A 17,448-nucleotide genomic window follows, 5' to 3' on the forward strand; every position below is an offset into this window, starting at 1 on the left:
ATAAGTGCCGCCGCAAGCACCAATAATGGAGAGGTAAAAAAAACAAATAAAGTTAATAGCATAACAACTTCCCTTAGTACGTATGAGTACAGGGTTACGAAAACCATGCCAACTTAGAAATAAAGCTTAAATCATTGTTTTGTATGCACTTTTAATATAACTCTTGAGAATCTAAGGTGTCCGCGGACAATGAAAGTGTCCGCTGCGGACACTTTCTTCACTTCATTAGCAATACGCTTGCCTGAACTACTGCTTAAGTATCAGTCACCTACCTTGTTAACTAGGTATTTTATTCTATGCTCAAAAGGCACCCTTAATCGGTAACAGTAAGGAAATCAACATGAAGAAAACGTTACTAGGGCTGTCTATTGCAGCCGCACTGGTTAGCTTGCCCAGCTTTGCTGAGGTAAGAATAAATGGTTTCGCCTCTATTGTCGGTGGTCAAACTCTGGATGATGACGATACGCTCTATGGATATGATAACGACTTTAATATGGAGCAAGAGAGCAAGTTCGCCTTGCAGGTGTCGGCCGATTTGCAAGAGCGCCTAAGCGCCACCGCACAGGTTATTGCGCGTGGAGAGAACGACTTTGATGCTGAGTTTGAATGGGCCTACCTCACCTACGAGATATCTGACAATTCACAGCTCAGCGCCGGGAAAATGCGCATTCCTTTTTATCGCTATTCAGACTTTTTAGATGTGGGTTACGCCTATCGTTGGGTGCGCCCGCCAAAATCAGTGTATAACCTCAACTTTTCCACTTATGAAGGGTTAAGCTATTTATATAACAGCAATATTGGCGAATGGGATAGCAGCATCCAGCTGATGTATGGCTCGGTGAATGAAGATATAGCAGCAGTTACCGAGAGCGATAATGTCGAAATCAATGATGCATTTGGCTTCAATTGGACACTATCAAAAGACTGGTTTACTGCCCGAGCGGCATACATTCTCAGCGAGGTTTCAATTGATGTAAGTAACAGTGCACAGTTAAGTGCATTGTTTAGTGGCCTTTCAGGCTATGGACTCAATGAGCAACGCCAAGACTTAGCTGTTGAAGAGGATGACTCTTACTTCGCCGGCATTGGTTTTGGTATTGATTACAATAACTTCTTATTTGACGCTGAATATACCCAGTATGAAATTGAGGATAGCTTCTTAGCAAAACAGAGTCAGTACTATGCCTCGGTGGGTTATCGTATCGATGACTGGACAGTGCATTTTACCTATGAAAACAACGACGACGAAAATGACAGTTCCGAGTTGAACACGATACCCGCACAGATCCAAACACCTAACGGCCCTATCAATGTGTCGACTAACCCGAGTGACCCAAATGCGCCGTTGCTGCGAGATGTAACTAACTTTGCCTTACTCTCTCAGCGGGCAGAATCCAATACCTACACTATAGGCGCACGCTATAATTTCCATCCATCGGCGGCATTTAAAATTGATGTGAGTCGATTCGAAGACGATATTACCAATACCGAAGTAGATCTTGTATCTATGGGTGTAGACTTAGTGTTCTAAGGGGAAAAACATGTTAAAAAAAGTAGCAGCAGTTTCGCTTTTAGTATTCGCGCAAGGGGTGTGGGCTGATATTGCCGTAGTCGTTCATCCCAGTAATGGTGCAAGTCTAGATCAAAATGCGATCAAGAAGCTTTATCTCGGTAAATCTAAGTCTTTCCCTGATGGCAATAGTGCCACGGCGGTGAATCAAGATGGCACACCCGCCTTTGATGAGTTTAACGATAAGGTGGTAGGCAAATCGAGTTCACAACTTAACGCCTACTGGTCTAAGCTGGTGTTCACAGGTAAAGGAACACCACCGGACAAGTTAGCGAACGATCAAGCGGTGATTGATTTTGTGGCAGCCAACCCAGGGGCAATAGGGTACGTTAGTGCCGCAAGTGCCAGTGACAAGGTGAAGGTGGTCGCCACCTTCTAAATTAAATAAACCTAAACCGAGCCTGCCAGATTGGATAAGTGGAACCTAGTCCAATCTGGCAGTGTTTTAAGTGTCTATGGCAAGTGCTAAGGCATAAGCAATAGAATAAAACTATGTAGGGTGAGCTCATCCCACTACTTTTTATTTCCGGTGAATTGCTTCCCACGTGCAAGCACTAATAATGCCTGCAATGTGATTTTGGCAAATTTTTAACAGTATCAATAGAGTAAACAAACTTTAATAAATAAGCTTCATCATCTTGTAAAGGCGAATAACAAGTCGTTTTAATTTCCCCCGTGCTGTCACCATATATAACTTCGTATGGATAACTGCTAACACATACACTTTCTAGTTCACCCAAACCTGCATTGCCCTCAAAAATATCCTGTTGAGCTAAACGAAAAAGTTGCAATTTTTCACTTGTAGTAAGCGATAAAACAACTTCTATACTGTCTTGGCCTTCCAAACACAATAAACGTTTAAAGACTCCACTACGAGTATCGTAAGAGTCTGTTCCTATTCTAAACGATGAAAACTCAGCATCATTGGCTATAGAAGCTGAACTCAACAAAGAAATTATCAAAATTAGGAATATTCTCACGGCCACCCTGCTCCTAAATCACAAAGCTAGCGGATATTGAACTAGTGGCATCATCGCGAAGCACGGTTGCATTACTGCACCTGCGACCGAAGTGAGTGGGATAAACTCTTTATTATTTGAACTTGCCGCAACATCAACCTTTGTCATGCCCCAAATCCATATAAGCAATTAGGTAACCGTATTGTTTATCGGTGAGCTGCCCTTTTTTGTACATTGACTTCGCTAGGTCAAAACTCCAGTTTTGACCTGTCGGTGGTGCGGGAATAGATAGGTTTAGATTTAGCAGATTCGTATTGACGACTGTATTTCCAAGTTGAACAGCCTGTTTGGCACAGTAACTTAGAATGTACTCTACTGCGTATTTGTCTACACTGGGTTGCCACGTGTATTCAGTTTCACACCCGTACTTCGTTTCGCCTTCCGGGGTGACATATTCCAACCTGCCTGTCGTGCAACCAATGAGCAAAAAAATAGCAAGTGCAGAAATTAAAAACTTCATTTTAATTCAAATATCCCTGTTAAAGTAACATCCAAATAAAAGGCACAAACATGGCGGCTATAATCGAAACGAAGTGACACTGCCGCCATGTTTTTCCCAGCGAGCCCGCGAGCGACTTAATTTTTTGTTATACGCCTTGCTTGGCAGATACAGGATTGCCGTTACCGTTAAAAGTTCTTAAGAAGAAGTCATCATTGATATCTTTCGAATGAGTAATGCCAGAATTTTTGCATACCGTTTTCAAAAGAGTAAGTAGCTTATCATCAACAACTTTATCAGAGCGTTGGCCACGTGGAACTTGGAGAATTTCCCAAAAGTTCGTCATTGCTGTCATCACCTCAGGGCAATCAGCATAGACAACAAATATTTCATTCATAGCAATGTTGAACTCATTAGAGGCAAGATTAAACCTTCCTCCAATTAGCTTCTTTGCAGTCTCAATTCGAAGTTTTCTTTTCTCAAGACGCTCATAGAACTTAAAAGAAATAAGTACGCCGAATAAGCCTGAAAGAAGTGATGCAAAGATTGTTACAAAAATAGCTTCCGATGTCATAGATTTTCCTTTGGTGTATAACGCCGCATTAAGGTGTGAGCGACGCTTGGCTATACTTGAGCGAAGCGAAACTGCCAAGCGTTGCGAATCACTCTTAAATGCTTTGTTATGCTTAGTTGTACTTCGACATATAGCGGTCTGAGTAGCGACGCCATAATATGTGTAAGTTATCAAACTCAAATGTGTCGTTAGGTTTTAGAATATCTAAACTCCCTAACTTCTCTCGGTCATATGCAGTTGATTCGATGTTTTTACCATGTTGATCAAACTGAGATGACTTTTTAGGGATAGGATACCTACCATCCCACACAACAAACGCACTAAGAACCGTTAAGATTTTATTGTCTTCTTTACTTAAACTAAATCCTGCTATTTTCGCAATTTCCGCTAGATCATGTGAGTTCTTCAAACGATAATTTTCAATACCTTGTGCGACACAGTGAGCCTTAAAGAGAACTTCGAAAGACATACCCATTAACATCAAATATGTTGAATGACTCGTTATTCTCGCTTGGCTGTTGTTTTCCATTGCATCCCAAAGGATTTTAGCTGAAGCCCAAAGGTCACATGCTTTATTGTGCCAATATCTTGATATTGTTGACTTTCTCTCATATGCACTAGGTAACGTGCTCATTCAACTGCTCCTACCTGATAACTAAGCATAACAACTTATTAGCGAGACCTTGCAAGGTAAAAGACCAAGCGCCTTTAGACACGCGAGTATAAAAAAAAATTATCGTAAATCACACAGTAAAGTAAATAGTGTCGCAGAGCAAAAGGAATGCAATGCGTTATTGACTGCGACACAGTAGGAGTCGATAACAAGTTTTGGGAGGGTTCTTTTAACTGAGGAAATGCCCTTACCAGCATTTAAAAGGCACTCCAAGACTCGCTAGCAAGTGAATATCTGCTTTTCGCTCGGTCAATGTTAAGTTCAATGACTTTTGGCTGCTGTCAAAAGCGACCATTCATTTCGTGGGCCCCAAAAGTCGGCCAAGCGCCATTAGAGATTAGTAATGCTCTGCGCCGCGCTGCAACTTGCTGTCGCATTTGAGCCGTTAATTAGCCATGAGCTTTGGGTTTTTCCAACTTCGCCGAAACTCAAATAGCGGGTTAATTGGAGGCATATTTTTGCTCTATCCAATGTATTGCAATAGCGAGAGGCTCTGCTTTGTTCGTATTGTGCCCAAGCGATGGAAATAAGACATAGTCAAAAGGCTTGCCTTGAGCTTTTAGTTCATTCAATTGCTCCACACACATTTTGACTGGGACCTGTATATCCTGCTCCCCAAAGAGCCAAAGCCCTGGTATTGATAGAGAGTCTAGATAAACTTTCGGATCCGTTGCATTGAACTCATATTTATCAGGGTCGTTTAGGGTATGTTCACGGGCCTCTTTATAGCTCTGTGTTTGCCAAAAATCTTCTCTTCCATTTGTGTAGAACTGGAACCTCAGTTGCTCCAAAGTCGTGATAGTTGGGCTACTAAAGAGAACCATAAACTCTACCGATTGATTATTGAGTGCGGCAATTGGAATAATCCAGCCAGCTTGGCTGGCACCTAGCAGGCCAATGGATAAACTATTGTCATATTCACGAACCACATCTACCGCAGCACTGGCATCTTTGGCAAGCAACGTTAAATTATCAACACTGATATTATTAGTTCCAACTTGAGGCCCCACGTAAACCCCACCAGACTCACCCACCCCACGCTTGTCATAGGTCAAAACCAACAAGTTATGCTTGGCCAATGACTCAGCTAGCTTTGACATACGTGGAACAGGGTCTGAGCCGTGTACTAGAACGACCGCTGCTTGTGGGTTTTTAGGAATAAATATGCTCCCTGATAGTGGCACCCCTTCGCTGGCAAAAACGATCTCTTCAACAGTGATAAGGTCACGCGAGTGCTCGCTTTCTTCGCCAAGAGCATGGCTTAGATTTCTGCTGTTTGTTGCACAACCTGACGCAAAAATGAGTAAAACTACAAGATATCCAACGTTTTTCACTTTTTATCCTTAATGGAATTGAATCAATCTTTACAGAGCAAACTTGGTGCCAAATAAAAGTGATTTAATTTCAGATGGTTAAAAACTCTGCTCTCAGCTGGATTAGTCTAAATGATCGCTAATTGGATATTTTAACCATTTATTGACTATCCTCATGGATTACTCAATGCTGGAAAGTTCACCCGTTTTGAGTGTTTCTTTTCGCTGTGAGACTAGAAATGCGGGACGACACCTCAGTAAAGACCTAAAAAAGGGCGCCATTTAGTAGCGCCCTTACTCACCCTTTATTCACTTATTCCACTTTAAATTTGGCAGTGGCGTCCAATAGGTTGTCAGATAGATAGTGTAGGTTTTTAGCGACATCGCGCACTTCACTGAGCGCTTGCATCGTATCTTCAAAAGAGCGGTGCATTGAGGTGACATTATCAACGACCATAGTGGCCACTGAGGTTTGTTCCTCGGTGGCGGCGGCAATTTGCCCGTTCATGGTGTTAATAGATAAAATCTGTTCGGAGATTTGCTCAATCGATTGCCCTGTTTGCTCGGCGGCTTGAGCATTGTTACTGGCCATATCTCGCGCTGAGGTCATTGCTTTAACAGCATCATTGGCTGCTTCAGTTAACACAGTAAGCAATTCGCGAATTTCATTGGTGGATTTGGCGGTGCGTGAGGCTAGCTCTCGAACCTCATCGGCGACCACCGCAAAGCCTCGACCTTGCTCGCCAGCACGGGCGGCCTCGATTGCTGCATTCAATGCCAATAAGTTAGTTTGCTCTGCAATTGAGGTAATCACATTGAGAATCTGGGTCACATTCTGGGTATCATCCGCCAACTTATTAATAGTGCCTGCGGCGCGATTGATTTCCTCACTCAAGGTTTGTGATTCACTCACGGATACGCGGATTTGGTCTTTGCTTTGTGCCACCTCTTGCTCGGCAAGTTGCGCTGCGTCGGATGCTTGCGAAGCAGAATGAGAAATATCGCCCACACTCTGGCGCATCTCTTCCATCGACTGGCGGACAATTTCTGCATCACTGGTTTGCTGGTTGGTCGCAGACTCTGCTTTTTCCATGCCTTGCACCAAGCGTGTGGAATTCTCCATCAGCGGTTCAACCACATTCATCACTTCAACCACCGCTTTTTTTAGCAGAGCAATAAATTCATTGAAGTTGATGGAGACTTGGCCAATTTCATCATGAGAACGCACATTGAGCGTGGTCGACAACGACCCCTGCCCCTGTGCCAACAAATGCAAATTTTGCGCGGCATCTTTTGCCGAGTTACCTATACCTCGGGCGATCACCACCGCAAGTAGCACCACAAAAATCACAGAAACCACGGCGACAATTAACATGGTTGTCATTGCTGTGCCTGAGCGGCTTTCAGTTTCGTTTATCAGCTGTAAAAAGCGCGCATTGGCACGCTCTTCGGCGTTGTTAAAGTCAGTCGTTAGGGAATTGAAAATATCGGTTTTCTGCTTTGCGTTTTGTTGAATTTTACTAAAGTCCGCCGTGCCATCGATCATCCCCTTGGCGATGCTAGCGGCAATGTTTTTATAATCTTGTAGCCGCTTAGAGGTGTTCGCAGGCATAAAACCGCTTTGGATGTTATTTAGCTTTTCTAAATTATCCGTGATGGTTTGATAGACTTCTTCGGCTTTATCCAGCAACTCTGCATCACCAAAAGTAACTGCCTGGGTATAAAGCTCATCAACGCTGTTCAGCGCAGTGGCGTTTTCTGCGGTGATGTTGAGCAAGTTGTAGGTGGAAGTCTCAAGCTCATTGAGTGACTGCTGATTTGAGCTCATGGCAGAATAGTTGACTAACACAATCACCACAAAAGCCACCACCGCAACGCAAGTAATCGCGTGGATTTTTTTAGTAATGCTTAGGTTTGCGAACGAGAAACCCGTATTCATAGTGTACACCTCAGAAAGTAATGCTTATTAGGTATCGGCCAGCTACCTCTAAGTGTTAACCAAATTTAAGAAAATTCTAACTTTTTTTGCTTTTTCTCTCATTTTTATTGGTTCATGCAAAAAACGTCATGGCCGTGGTTGCCTGCTGAATATACAACAAAAAATTTACAAACCTTATATTTGTCTATACTCAAGGAGCACTAAGCACACAACTTAGGAAACAGGTATGAAACTCAAACTATCGTTAATTGCAGTGGCGTTGTCGTTCAGCTCGCAAAGTTTTGCGGATGTCAACGTATCGGGCTTTGTCAGCATAAATGCTGGTAAAGTACTCAGTGGTGATGGTGTTCCACAATATGGTGTAGAGCCGACTTTTTTAGCCGACTACCCCATTGTTAGTGCTTACACCGATGAAATATCTTTCGAACCCGAGTCGCTATTCGGCCTTCAAGTGAGTGCCGACTTGATGGATGGTCTTAGCGCAACAGGGCAAATAGTGGCTCGCGGTGCTAATGATTTTGATGCTGAGTTCGAGTGGGCCTACTTATCCTATGAGCTCAATGAGAATTGGACTTTGCAAGGGGGTAAGAAGCGCCTACCGCTATTCTACTACTCGGATTTCTATGATGTTGGCTATGCCTATGTATGGATGCGGCCTCCTGCCGATAATTACACCTGGCAAATATTCAATTACAACGGCCTTAACTTGCTATACAACGGCTATGTTGGCGACTGGTCCATCAGCGGTAATATTTATGGCGGCCGTGAAGACGACGAAAGTAACAAGCTACTCAGCGAGTTTTTTTTCCAAGAGCCAACCAGAGAAATATGGAAAGATATCATTGGCGGTGTAATTCAAGCGAGTAACGACTGGTTTGAAATACGGGCTACACACATGCGCTATACCAATGAGCGTTATCGCAGTGGCAATATCGTTGTTTGGGAAGATGGGGATACCGAACGCGACGGTAAGTTCTATGGTCTCGCCTTGAACCTCGACTTTGGCGACGCCTTTGTATTAACAGAGCTTAACCGCCTCGATCTCGATGGCAACCTCGATACCTACATGGTCAGCGCGGGCTATCGCTTTGATGGCATCACACCCTATGTGAGTTACTCCGAGTTTGATCAAGAAGGCGATGGCGATACCGAGCAGCACAACACCACATCGGTGGGTGTAAGGTGGGACTTCCACCCGTCCGCTGCATTTAAAGTGCAATTCGATAAAGTTGAAGATGATTCTTTTGACTTAGCAGTTGCGGGTGACAGTGAGTCGATCACCATCGGTGTTGACGCGGTATTCTAAATGAGGAGCACAATTATGTATAAGATCGCATTTTTGTTCACGCTATTGAGCTCATCAGTCGCTCTGGCTGATGTGGCCGTTATCGTTCACCCCAGTAATGGCAGTGATATCAATAAAGACACGGTGGAGCGCATCTTTATTGGCAAAGAGAAATCGTTCTCCAATGGCAATAAAGCAATTCCCATTAGCCAAGCCAGCGGAGCCACTGCCGATGAATTTAACCAAAAAGCACTGAATAAGTCCTCAGGACAACTCAAGGCTTACTGGTCAAAACTCGTGTTTACAGGAAAGGGCACACCGCCTAAAGAGGTGGATAACGATGCTGAAGTGATTCAGTTAGTCAGCTCAAACCCCGATACCATCGGCTTTGTTGATGCTGGCAGCGTCACAGATGCTGTTAAAGTGGTCACCACTTTCTAACGGATATTCTAAGCGGTAGATATAACAACGGGGCGTTTTTCGCCCCGTTTTCATTTCGAATATTGTTACTTAGTCGTCTTCTATTTTATCCAACCCTTTGGTATCTTCTCGCGCTTTTAAATCGTGGTGAATAGCCGATTTGATAAGCATATAACCTGTGATGGGAGCGGTGATCAGCAAAAATATAGAAATAAGAATCTCTTTGATGTTTACTTCACCGTTGGTAACACTAAAGTAAACATTGGCGGCAATAAGTAGCGATGCCATCCCTAAGGTGGTGGCCTTCGTTGGGCCATGTAAACGCATAAAGAAATCCGGCATTTTTACCAGACCAATAGAACCAATTAAAATAAACGCGCCGCCTGCAAGTAAGAACGCGGCAATTATCCACTCAAACATACCCTCTCCTACTCAATGATATCGCCACGTAGTAAATATTTACATACTGCGACAGTGCTGACAAAACCAAGCATGGCAATAAGCAGCGCAGCTTCAAAGTAAATCTGTGTTTGCATACCGATACCATACAAAATAATCAACGCGATGGTATTAATGTACATGGTATCGAGTGCCAAGATACGATCAGGGATAGAAGGGCCGACAATTAAGCGCCACAAATTGAGCACCAGTGACACGCCAATCATCGCAAATACGATAAGTAAAACATGTTCTAACATTGAAAAATCTCCTTCAACGGCGCTTCGTAACGGCTTTTAATGGAGTTAATCAGCTCCTGTTCGTCTCCCATATCAAGCACATGGATCAGCAAGAAGCGTTGTTCAGGCTCTTGTCCTTGTGGCAGAGACTCTGGAATCGGATACACCTCAGCGCTGACCGTGCCGGGAGTTAACGACACAGTGCTCGCAAGCATGGTGATAGGTAAATCATGTTTCAAATCTAACGGTACTTTAATAAACCCAGGACGCAAACGTTTGCTTGGCCCCAGTATTTTTATCGCTACTTCAACATTCGCAGTGATAATGTCCCACAGCACGATAAGCAGCTGTTTAAATGCCAAGCCGGGGCGCAATATTAACGGCTGAGGCTTGCGAAATGGCGCTATAGACAGCGGAATAACAATAGCCAGTACCGCCCCTAAAATTAAATGGCCCGGCGATACGCTGTTGTTAAGCAACAGCCAAACCGCAAACAATAATATGGTGCGAAACGGGGTGGGTAACCACTTATATTTTGCTTGTAAACGCATTTATTGCCCCTTAGCCAACGCAAAAACAGTATCAACCGCGACTTGAGTATTATGCAGTGTCGCTGCTGCATGCTGGCTCACTTCGGTCAGTGGTGCAGCGAACACTGTCATTAATACTGGCACTGCAAGCATCAATAGCACCGCGAAGCTTCGGCGTTTGCCAGCGTATACGGCATCTTCAAATTGTTCATCTTGCTGTGGGTTGTCATGCCAAAATAGGCTCGTTCCAGCTCGCGACAAAGCCACAAGGGTTGCCAAACTGACAATCAGGTATATGGGCCAGAACACCCAGGCAACGTTGCTTTCCCAAGCCGCATCCAGTAACCATAATTTAGCGATAAAGCCAGAAAGTGGTGGCAAACCGGCCAAGGCAATGGCGCACAGCACAAAGCAGATACCGAGTAGCTTAGGCTCGGCAACACTGCGGCTATTCACCAGCCTATCTTGCACTTTACCACGCTGTAAGCCAATCAAGTCCGCGACTAAGAACATTGCCGCACAGCCTACTGTTGAGTGCAGTAAGTAATAGATTGCCACAGCCGTGGCCTGCTCATTATTCAGAGCCACCATAGCCACTAAGGTGCCCACCGAAACAATGACTAAATTTGCCGTTAGCCGACGTAAATCTTCCGAAGCTAAAACACCAACAGCCCCAACCACTAAGGTGACCAGTGCCAGAGGCCATAACCAAGTGGTGGCCATACCGCTGAGCTCGCCGGCATTATCACCGAAGATCATAGTAAACACGCGCATCATGGCGTAAATACCAACCTTGGTCATAACCGCAAATTGCGCTGCTACCGCAGGCATTGCACGGCTATAAGTTGCCGCTAACCACAAATGTAATGGCAATAAGGCGGCCTTTAAAGCGAAGACGATAAGCAGCAACAAACCACCTATTTTAGCCAAGTAAATATCATCGCCCTGTAGCTGAGCTACTTTAGTGGCTAAGTCCGCCATATTCAGCGTACCGAGTACCCCATAAAGAATCCCTAAGGCAATGAGGAAGATACTCGAGCCCACTAAGTTAAGCACCACGTAGTGAAGCGCGGCTTTGGTGGTCTGTTTATCCGTTTTATGCATTAGCAATGCATAGGAAGCAATCAGTAGCACTTCAAAAAAGACGAACAGGTTAAATAAATCCCCGGTTAAGAAGGCACCATTCACACCCATAAGCAAGAAGTGTGTAAGGGGATGATAGAAGCTGCCTTTTTTGTCATCACCGCGACTGGCGTAAATGGTGGTAACCAAGGTTAGGAAGCTTGTTAGAATAGTCAGTAGCACCGCCAACGGATCGGCGTATAAAACGATACCAAAGGGTGGCTGCCAAGTACCAATAGCATACACAATCGGTCCGCCTTGCAGCAGTTGCTGCAATAACACCGTGCTCGCTATTAACGTAAGCAGTGCCATAAACATCGCTGTCCAGCGGCGAATAATGAGGTTTTTACCACAAGGCGGGAGCAGTAAAATGATCCCCGCAAGTAAAGGCAGTAGGATAGGTAAAGTGATCAAATGCTGCATCAACTATGACCCCTTTTTCGAGCGTGGTTGACCATCCACGTGGTCATTACCTAAATCCGCGCGGCCACGAATAGCCAAGATCACCACAAACGCGGTCATCGCAAAACCAATCACTATGGCGGTCAATACTAACGCTTGGGGAAGCGGATCGGCATACCCTGCAGACTGACCCAACACCGGCGCCTTATTGATTTGTAAACGCCCTGAGGAGAACAAAAATAGGTTCACCGCGTAAGAGAGCATGGTAAGCCCGAGCACCACTGGGAAAGTGCGCGCTCGTAAAATAAGATACACTCCGCAGGCCACTAATAGACCTACACAGCTTGCATATAAGAGTTCCATTAGAGGTTGACCTTTTCTTTCGGTGTTTCTGCTGTCAATTTACCTAGGCTTGCCAAAATCATCAACGTGGCACCTACCACAGTGAGATAGACCCCTAAGTCGAAAATCATTGCGCTGGCAAGCTCTGTTTTGCCCACCAACGGAATATCAAAATAATCAAACCAGCTGGTTAAGAAGTTACGCCCAAACAGCCAGCTTCCCATGCCTGTCAGTGTGGCAATGGCTAACCCTGAGGCTATCACCTTGCGGTAATTGATATCCATGCGCGCACGTATCCAGTTCGAACCATTGGCCATGTACTGCAAGATAAAGGCGATAGATGTGACCAAGCCAGCGATGAAGCCACCACCCGGTAAGTTGTGACCACGCAAGAAAATATACACGGACACCATAATGGCCAGCGGCAGCAAACTTTGCGAGATACTCGCCAGCAACAGCGGGTGACGTTCGCGAGCCCAAGGACGCCCTTCACTGTCTGATGCTGGCATAAACAGTGGCAGATTAAGTAATAACTTGTAGATACCCAGCGCTGCGATACCCAGTACAGTAATTTCACCAAGAGTATCAAAGCCTCGGAAGTCTACGAGAATAACGTTTACAACGTTGGTACCGCCGCCACCGGTTTTGGCATTGGCAACAAAGAATTGCGAGATGCTCTCATGGGGGCGTGTGAGCACCGCATAACAAATACTACCGATAACGATACCAATGGCACTACTGATCCCTAAATCTCGCAAGATTCGAATTGAGCTTGATTCCTTTGGCGTACGTTGCGGTAAGAAAAACAGTGCCAACATCAATAGCATCACCGTGACTACTTCCACAGTAAGCTGAGTGAGCGCCAAGTCAGGCGCAGAGAAACGACTGAAGGCCACTGATGTCATCAACCCCACCACCGAAATCATGATGAGGGCCACCATGCGCGAGCGATGCCATACCAAGGTGGCAAGCGCGCCAATCATGAGCAAGGCCGCGCCAATGGCATTATGAGCATCAATATCGCTCAGACCTTTAGACCCAGCCAGCGTATGCATTTCAAATAATGGCAGACCGGCAAGAACCAGTGCCGAGAGCAATAAAATAAAGATATAGCGCTGCAAAGAGCCATTCTCTATACGCAGAACTTGCTCACGTGACCACGTCATCACCTGTTGGATACCGGCGTCGAATGCCCTTTTTGCATTAACACTGGGTAGCGAAGCTTGGAACTGGAATAAATATTTGCGTTGAGAATAGATAAACAAACCACCGGCTACTGCCACCGCACTCATAAATAGCGGTAGGTTAAAACCGTGCCAAATAGCCAGTTTGTAATCCGGTGCATCACCGGCTAAAACTGCATTGGAAGCGACCGATAAAATAGGGTCCACCACAAAGGCTGGGAACAAACCGACGAGCACACACATCGCAACCAACACTTCAATGGGCACACGCATATAACGCGGCGCTTCGTGAGGATCCTTAGGTAGGTCTTTGGGCTCACCATTGAAAAATACATCGTGAATAAAACGCGCCGAATAAGCCACTGACAACGCCCCGGCTACCGTCGCCAACACTGGAATTAACCATGACATAGACCCCAACATTTGCTGGTGTAAGGTCTCAGCAAAGAACATCTCTTTTGATAAGAAGCCATTCAAAAGCGGCACACCAGCCATGGACGCCGCCGCCACCATCGCTAAGGTCGCAGTATAGGGCATATAGCGCCACATACCGTTTAGTTTACGCATATCTCGGGTGCCGGTTTCATGATCGATAATCCCGGTGGCCATAAACAGTGATGCTTTAAAAATAGCGTGATTAATAATGTGGAAAATCGCCGCAACTGTTGCCAGCTGCGTATCCAGGCCCAGGAGCAAGGTAATAAGACCCAAATGACTGATGGTCGAGTATGCCAACAAGCCCTTTAAGTCATGTTTGAATAAAGCAATGTAAGCACCGACTAACAAGGTTGTCAGGCCGGTTACGCCAACAATAATGAACCATAGCTCGGTGCCTGCCAGTGCGGGATAAAAGCGGGCTAACAGGAAAATTCCGGCTTTAACCATCGTTGCCGAATGTAAGTAGGCGCTGACTGGCGTAGGTGCAGCCATCGCGTGCGGCAACCAAAAGTGAAAGGGAAACTGCGCAGATTTGGTAAACGCCCCTAGCAACACCAACACCAAAATAACCGGATACCAAGACGATGACTTGATCACCTCGGCACTTTGTAGAATAACGTCAAGCTCGTAGCTGCCCACTAACTGGCCAATGAGCACTAAGCCCGCCAACAGGGCCAAACCGCCAGCGCCGGTAATAGCCAATGCCATACGTGCGCCTTTACGTGCTTCAGGTTTATGGGACCAGTAGCTGATCAATAAAAATGAGCTAATACTGGTGAGCTCCCAGAAGAACCACATTTGAATAATATTATTCGCCGTGACGATACCTAGCATGGCTGTCATAAACAGCATTAAGTAGGCATAAAGCTTAGGCATGGAGTCATTCTCACTAAGGTAATAGCGAGCATAAAGAATAACCAGCAAACCGATACACAGGATCAGCAAGCAAAATAGCAGGGCTAACCCGTCCAGACGGAAAGACAAGTTCACGCCTAATTCAGGTATCCAGGGTAGGCTGGAATAGAGGGTTTCACCCGCCAACACATCGGGGGCTAAACTCAGTACTAGGGCTAAGCCTAAAATGGGCATTATTGCGGTGATAATCGCACTTTGATTGCGCGATAATTTACCAGTAAAACTCGCAAGTAAACTGCCTATAAGGGATAACAGGGGTATCCACAGCAAAGTCATAGTTTGTGAACCTTTATTATGGTCGCTGAACCTTCAAACAACCTTCTTATAATCAACTCCAGCATCGGGTATGCTTCCGTGTGCTAAGTTCCTCAACTAGGGTTAGTATAGCGCCAATTAAACATTAATAATTAGTCAGTTATACTGTTGTGCTCACTCTTTGTCTAGCCTAGATGCGGCTATTCGCCTAAAACTTGGGCTGAGATTAACACCTCACTAACCTTGCTTACAAATCTAGTTGTTAGCTTGGTTAATAGTTGTACGGCCTTCACCTGCTCCATGTGTGGCAAGTGGGTGGCGTTGTAGCCAGATTGGTAGCGCACTTAGGCGATGAAAGTAATCTTGATAGCGCAGTAATTCATCGCTGTGTTGGCGCAATTGTTTTACCCAAAGGCGACGATACAAAGGCGATAAGCCAACCTCTGAGTGTTGCATAATGCTGATTTGCTCAGTGGGTTTATAGCCACGCCCATTGTTGCAAAAATCGCTTTTATACCAACCAGAAGGCCTTGTATCATCGACATAAAGGTTAGCATAGATTTGCCCTTTGTCTGTGCATGCGTGTTGTTGTGCTTTAGGCCCCGGATATTCGTCCGTGAACCCGGCAAAGTGCATGAGTTCGTGTAAAAACACATGATAAGGTGCCTCTGTGCTTAATTGCATGACTCCTGCTTGGACATTGGCGCGCCCCTGCTTGGTCATCATAACAATGAAATCAAACCCCGGGGGCAGTCGTGATGGCTGCTCTGCCAAGGACTGCCAATTGCAGCGCGCATACTCCCCCCTACTCGACGTGCAAGCAAGCTGACTACCCATATAAACAGGCTTAGATAAACACATCAGTCCCGGTTGTGGCTCTGCTTTTGCAAGGTATCGTTCACGCAATTGTTTTAACCTCTCGATGCCTTGCGCGTGATCTGCCAATAATAAAATATTGTAATCACATTGGCGTGCCTCAATTGCTCCTAAGCGCACTTCAAAATCATGATGCTGCGCATAGTCAGTGGTAATTCGACTTGGCGACACACCTTGGTGCATCAGTAGAGGTTGAGCAACCTCATCACTGAGCGCACGATGTTGTGAGATGGTCGTGAGCGAGTGCCATTGCTCATTAAGAAGTAGCTGCTTGGTAAGTTGCTGCCACTGCACAGCTTGGGTGTCGTTTTGACGTGATAACGCTGCCTGCCAATACGGCGTGGCATCCTCTATACGGTGGTCATTGAGTAGCTTGACGGCTAGGGCCAGTTGCGCTGGCGCCACACTCTGCCCTGCCAACACTCGCAGCTGTGCCTGATTAAGTGATTGATAGTCGATACTGTGTGGCTGATAGCGATGCCAATAACCAAGGTAACTGGCAGAGTTTGCCGCTAGATGGGAAGCTAAATGAGGGGAGAAACTGCTGCTGGCACAAAGTAGTAATGCCAGCAGTATAATCACACTAGTGCGCACCCTCGCCTGCCATTAAGCTCAGCTCCAAACGGGCGTACTTATATTCAACAAACTCGTACACATTAGTCGATAACGCCAATTTAAAGTAGTCACTGGCCAAGGCCGTATTGCCTTCAGCTTGGTGACGCTTGGCGATATAGAAATACGCCTCACACAATCGCTCAGCATACTCCTGGTGCGATTCAACGCCCTCGCTCAAGGTGTTTAACAAAGCCTTTTCATCAATATCGCCATTGTAATAAGCGACCAACTGATAGGCCCAATTCTGTGGGTCTAACGCCTGCGCCATCTTAGCTAAATTGGCTTTTGCTTGTTGAGCGTCGTTCGCACTTTGCGCTAAATAAAGCCACAGCACACGGTAGGGATCGTCTGGTGCAAAATCTAAAAAGGCTTGTAAGTCGTCACTGGCCAGTTTAGGGCGCTCCCCATAATAAAGGGCGATGCCTCGGTTTAAGTATGCATATTCATGCTCAGCGTTAAGCTCCAACACCGAGTCGAACATTTCGTAAGCTTTGCCGTATTGCTGCATTAGGGTGTGATGAATGCCTAAAAAGTTATAGACCTCGGCTAAATCAGGCTTAAGTTTTACCGCGCGGTTAAAGTCAATGCGCGCCAAGGTACTAAGCCCTAAGCTATCAAACAGTACGCCTCGGTCATAATAAAGCTGCGCTTGTTGCTCATTAGGAAGTTCAGCTTGCTCAATGAGCTCGGTATAACGAGCTATGGCAATTTCGCTGCGAAAATCACTGGGCAGAGGCGCTGTAAATGGCACTGCAACTAAATACTGAGGCTCTTGGGAAGTGGATTGGCAACCAGCCAACACAGCGGCTAGTGCGCCTGCAATAATGAGCGAAATGGGTCTTCTCAACGTCCTGCACCTA

18 protein-coding genes are annotated in these 17,448 nt (G+C 45.6%); 4 read left to right on the plus strand and 14 right to left on the minus strand.

The features are described from left to right. The first annotated feature begins 340 nt into the window (after positions 1-340). Positions 341-1,531: a porin gene (locus tag MHM94_RS14485; protein ID WP_045978151.1), complete on the plus strand. Its 1,191-nt coding sequence runs from the start codon at positions 341-343 to the stop codon at positions 1,529-1,531. Positions 1,532-1,541: 10 nt separating this feature from the next. Then, positions 1,542-1,949 (plus strand): substrate-binding domain-containing protein, encoded by a 408-nt coding sequence (locus MHM94_RS14490; RefSeq protein ID WP_045978152.1) that lies wholly within the window; start codon positions 1,542-1,544, stop codon positions 1,947-1,949. A gap of 175 nt (positions 1,950-2,124) precedes the next feature. On the opposite strand, the gene MHM94_RS14495 is transcribed toward MHM94_RS14490, so the two are convergent. The 6 genes from MHM94_RS14495 to MHM94_RS14520 form a co-directional block, all read right to left on the minus strand. Continuing rightward, positions 2,125-2,550 (minus strand): hypothetical protein, encoded by a 426-nt coding sequence (locus MHM94_RS14495; protein ID WP_239348339.1) that lies wholly within the window; start codon positions 2,548-2,550, stop codon positions 2,125-2,127. 133 nt (positions 2,551-2,683) lie between these two features. Beyond that, the gene (locus MHM94_RS14500) at positions 2,684-3,049 is read right to left on the minus strand and encodes a hypothetical protein (protein WP_235419696.1); all 366 of its coding nucleotides are present in this window, start codon (positions 3,047-3,049) and stop codon (positions 2,684-2,686) included. A gap of 127 nt (positions 3,050-3,176) precedes the next feature. Then, positions 3,177-3,602 carry a DUF6680 family protein gene (locus tag MHM94_RS14505; RefSeq protein WP_053910348.1) on the minus strand — a complete coding sequence of 142 codons (426 nt, stop codon included), beginning with the start codon at positions 3,600-3,602 and terminating at the stop codon, positions 3,177-3,179. Between the two features lie 112 nt (positions 3,603-3,714). Next, on the minus strand, positions 3,715-4,236 hold the full coding sequence (locus MHM94_RS14510) for a hypothetical protein (protein ID WP_235419697.1): 522 nt from the start codon (positions 4,234-4,236) through the stop codon (positions 3,715-3,717). Between the two features lie 479 nt (positions 4,237-4,715). Continuing rightward, the gene (locus MHM94_RS14515; protein WP_235419698.1) at positions 4,716-5,609 is read right to left on the minus strand and encodes an alpha/beta hydrolase; all 894 of its coding nucleotides are present in this window, start codon (positions 5,607-5,609) and stop codon (positions 4,716-4,718) included. 292 nt (positions 5,610-5,901) lie between these two features. Then, positions 5,902-7,527, minus strand: a complete 1,626-nt coding sequence (locus MHM94_RS14520) for a HAMP domain-containing methyl-accepting chemotaxis protein (protein WP_235419699.1) — start codon at positions 7,525-7,527, stop codon at positions 5,902-5,904. Positions 7,528-7,753: 226 nt separating this feature from the next. Here MHM94_RS14520 and MHM94_RS14525 point away from each other — a divergent pair, with 226 nt between their 5' ends. Continuing rightward, a complete protein-coding gene (locus MHM94_RS14525) occupies positions 7,754-8,833 on the plus strand; it encodes a porin (RefSeq protein WP_022945684.1) in 1,080 nt (359 codons plus the stop codon). Positions 8,834-8,848: 15 nt separating this feature from the next. Then, on the plus strand, positions 8,849-9,253 hold the full coding sequence (locus tag MHM94_RS14530) for a phosphate ABC transporter substrate-binding protein (RefSeq protein ID WP_022945685.1): 405 nt from the start codon (positions 8,849-8,851) through the stop codon (positions 9,251-9,253). A 69-nt stretch (positions 9,254-9,322) separates the two neighbouring features. Here the strand turns inward: MHM94_RS14530 and MHM94_RS14535 are convergent, their stop codons facing one another. The 8 genes from MHM94_RS14535 to nlpI form a co-directional block, all read right to left on the minus strand. Continuing rightward, positions 9,323-9,652 carry a Na+/H+ antiporter subunit G gene (locus tag MHM94_RS14535; RefSeq protein WP_022945686.1) on the minus strand — a complete coding sequence of 110 codons (330 nt, stop codon included), beginning with the start codon at positions 9,650-9,652 and terminating at the stop codon, positions 9,323-9,325. Between the two features lie 8 nt (positions 9,653-9,660). After that, positions 9,661-9,930, minus strand: coding sequence for a K+/H+ antiporter subunit F (locus MHM94_RS14540; RefSeq protein WP_022945687.1), 270 nt, complete (start codon positions 9,928-9,930; stop codon positions 9,661-9,663). Then, a complete protein-coding gene (locus MHM94_RS14545) occupies positions 9,924-10,460 on the minus strand; it encodes a Na+/H+ antiporter subunit E (RefSeq protein ID WP_022945688.1) in 537 nt (178 codons plus the stop codon). The genes MHM94_RS14540 and MHM94_RS14545 overlap by 7 nt, the downstream gene beginning before the upstream one ends. Beyond that, positions 10,461-11,987, minus strand: a complete 1,527-nt coding sequence (locus MHM94_RS14550) for a monovalent cation/H+ antiporter subunit D (protein ID WP_053910343.1) — start codon at positions 11,985-11,987, stop codon at positions 10,461-10,463. After that, positions 11,988-12,326, minus strand: a complete 339-nt coding sequence (locus MHM94_RS14555) for a Na+/H+ antiporter subunit C (RefSeq protein WP_022945690.1) — start codon at positions 12,324-12,326, stop codon at positions 11,988-11,990. Further along, a complete protein-coding gene (locus MHM94_RS14560; RefSeq protein ID WP_235419700.1) occupies positions 12,326-15,118 on the minus strand; it encodes a monovalent cation/H+ antiporter subunit A in 2,793 nt (930 codons plus the stop codon). Before MHM94_RS14560 ends, MHM94_RS14555 begins: the two co-directional genes overlap by 1 nt. 234 nt (positions 15,119-15,352) lie before the next feature. Next, positions 15,353-16,555 (minus strand): hypothetical protein, encoded by a 1,203-nt coding sequence (locus MHM94_RS14565; protein WP_235419701.1) that lies wholly within the window; start codon positions 16,553-16,555, stop codon positions 15,353-15,355. Between the two features lies 1 nt (position 16,556). Continuing rightward, positions 16,557-17,435: a lipoprotein NlpI gene (nlpI, locus tag MHM94_RS14570; protein WP_235419702.1), complete on the minus strand. Its 879-nt coding sequence runs from the start codon at positions 17,433-17,435 to the stop codon at positions 16,557-16,559. Positions 17,436-17,448 lie beyond the last annotated feature (13 nt).

It is taken from the genome of Pseudoalteromonas sp. CNAT2-18.1, assembly GCF_022347865.1.
Lineage (GTDB): Bacteria > Pseudomonadota > Gammaproteobacteria > Enterobacterales > Alteromonadaceae > Pseudoalteromonas > Pseudoalteromonas ruthenica.

Bases quoted from the DNA above. Each gene is read 5' to 3' on its own strand.
- MHM94_RS14485 (WP_045978151.1), top strand. From the start codon at position 341: ATGAAGAAAACGTTACTAGGGCTGTCTATTGCAGCCGCACTGGTTAGC.
- MHM94_RS14490 (WP_045978152.1), top strand. From the start codon at position 1,542: ATGTTAAAAAAAGTAGCAGCAGTTTCGCTTTTAGTATTCGCGCAAGGG.
- MHM94_RS14500 (WP_235419696.1), bottom strand. From the start codon at position 3,049: ATGAAGTTTTTAATTTCTGCACTTGCTATTTTTTTGCTCATTGGTTGC.
- MHM94_RS14505 (WP_053910348.1), bottom strand. From the start codon at position 3,602: ATGACATCGGAAGCTATTTTTGTAACAATCTTTGCATCACTTCTTTCA.
- MHM94_RS14510 (WP_235419697.1), bottom strand. From the start codon at position 4,236: ATGAGCACGTTACCTAGTGCATATGAGAGAAAGTCAACAATATCAAGA.
- MHM94_RS14520 (WP_235419699.1), bottom strand. From the start codon at position 7,527: ATGAATACGGGTTTCTCGTTCGCAAACCTAAGCATTACTAAAAAAATC.
- MHM94_RS14525 (WP_022945684.1), top strand. From the start codon at position 7,754: ATGAAACTCAAACTATCGTTAATTGCAGTGGCGTTGTCGTTCAGCTCG.
- MHM94_RS14530 (WP_022945685.1), top strand. From the start codon at position 8,849: ATGTATAAGATCGCATTTTTGTTCACGCTATTGAGCTCATCAGTCGCT.
- MHM94_RS14535 (WP_022945686.1), bottom strand. From the start codon at position 9,652: ATGTTTGAGTGGATAATTGCCGCGTTCTTACTTGCAGGCGGCGCGTTT.
- MHM94_RS14540 (WP_022945687.1), bottom strand. From the start codon at position 9,930: ATGTTAGAACATGTTTTACTTATCGTATTTGCGATGATTGGCGTGTCA.
- MHM94_RS14545 (WP_022945688.1), bottom strand. From the start codon at position 10,460: ATGCGTTTACAAGCAAAATATAAGTGGTTACCCACCCCGTTTCGCACC.
- MHM94_RS14555 (WP_022945690.1), bottom strand. From the start codon at position 12,326: ATGGAACTCTTATATGCAAGCTGTGTAGGTCTATTAGTGGCCTGCGGA.
- MHM94_RS14560 (WP_235419700.1), bottom strand. From the start codon at position 15,118: ATGACTTTGCTGTGGATACCCCTGTTATCCCTTATAGGCAGTTTACTT.